Annotated in this window: 1 protein-coding gene; it reads left to right on the top strand. The window is 62.5% G+C overall.

What is annotated here, in order from left to right; all coding sequences use genetic code 11:
• Positions 1-1,476: calcium-binding protein (locus ACQKPC_RS30365; protein WP_427628331.1), on the top strand; the 1,476-nt coding region annotated here is incomplete at both ends.

A 1,476-nucleotide genomic window follows, 5' to 3' on the forward strand; every position in this document is an offset into this window, starting at 1 on the left:
GACAATGCCGGCGACACAGTGATCGAACGCGGCACCTCGCTGGCCGAGATCGACACGGTGCTGTCGTCGATCAACTACACCCTGGGCAGCAACCTCGAGAACCTGACCCTCACCGGCAGCGATAATCTGGACGGTACCGGCAATGCCCTGAGCAACCGCCTCGTGGGTAACAACGGCAATAACACGTTGGACGGCGGCCTCGGCGCCGACGTGATGATCGGCGGCAGTGGCAATGACACCTACATCGTCGACAACCTCAAGGACGCCATCACCGAGATCAGCACCCTGGCGAGCGAAATCGACACCGTGCGTTCCTCGGTGAGCTGGACCCTGGGCGCCAACCTGGAAAACCTCACCCTCACCGGCAGCGACAACCTCACTGGCGTCGGCAACACCCTGAACAACGTGCTGACTGGCAACAGCGGCAACAACGTGCTCAACGGTGGTACGGGGCTGGACACGCTGATCGGCGGCGCCGGTGACGACACCTACGTCCTCGACCAGGCCGGCGAACTGGCACTGCTGCAGGAAACTGCCGATCAGGGTCGTGACCTGCTGAACATCACCTACGCCTCGACCCCAACCACCGGCACCGTCGACCTCAGCCAAAGCAACCTGCAAAACGTCGAGAACGTCACCCTCACCGGCCTCGGCGCCTTCACCGTGGTCGGCAATGACCTGAACAACACCCTGCTCGGCAATGCCTACGTCAACACCCTGCAAGGCGGGGCCGGAGATGACTGGCTGGATGGCGGCGTGGGCGCTGATATCCTCAGCGGCGGCACTGGTGACGACACCTACGTCATCGAAAGCGTTGCCGACAAGGTTTTTGAAAACGCTGACGAAGGTCGTGACCTGATCAGGACGGCAGTGAGCTACACCCTGTCGACCAACGTCGAAGACGGCTTGTTACTGGGTACAGCGGCACTTAATTTGGCCGGCAACGAACTGGACAACAGCCTGACCGGCAACGCCGCCGCCAACCTCCTCGACGGCAAGGCCGGGGCCGACACCCTGGACGGCGGTGCCGGCAACGACACCTACCTCGTCGACAATGCCGGCGACACAGTGATCGAACGCGGCACCTCGCTGGCCGAGATCGACACGGTGCTGTCGTCGATCAGCTACACCCTGGGCAGCAACCTCGAGAACCTGACCCTTACCGGCGGCGACCACCTCGACGCCACCGGCAACGTCCTGGGCAATCGCCTGGCAGGTAACAGCGGCAACAACGTTCTGGATGGCGGAATTGGCGCCGATGTGATGATCGGCGGCGCCGGCAATGACATCTACATCGTCGACAACCTCAAGGATCTGGCCACCGAAACCAGCACCCTGATATCTGAAATCGACACCGTGCGCTCCTCGGTCAGCTGGACCCTGGGCGCCAACCTGGAAAACCTCACCCTCACCGGCAGCGACAACCTCACTGGCGTCGGCAACACCCAGAACAACGTGCTGACTGGCAACGCCGGC

It is taken from the genome of Pseudomonas sp. NPDC089918, from assembly GCF_050280605.1.
Classification (GTDB): domain Bacteria; phylum Pseudomonadota; class Gammaproteobacteria; order Pseudomonadales; family Pseudomonadaceae; genus Aquipseudomonas.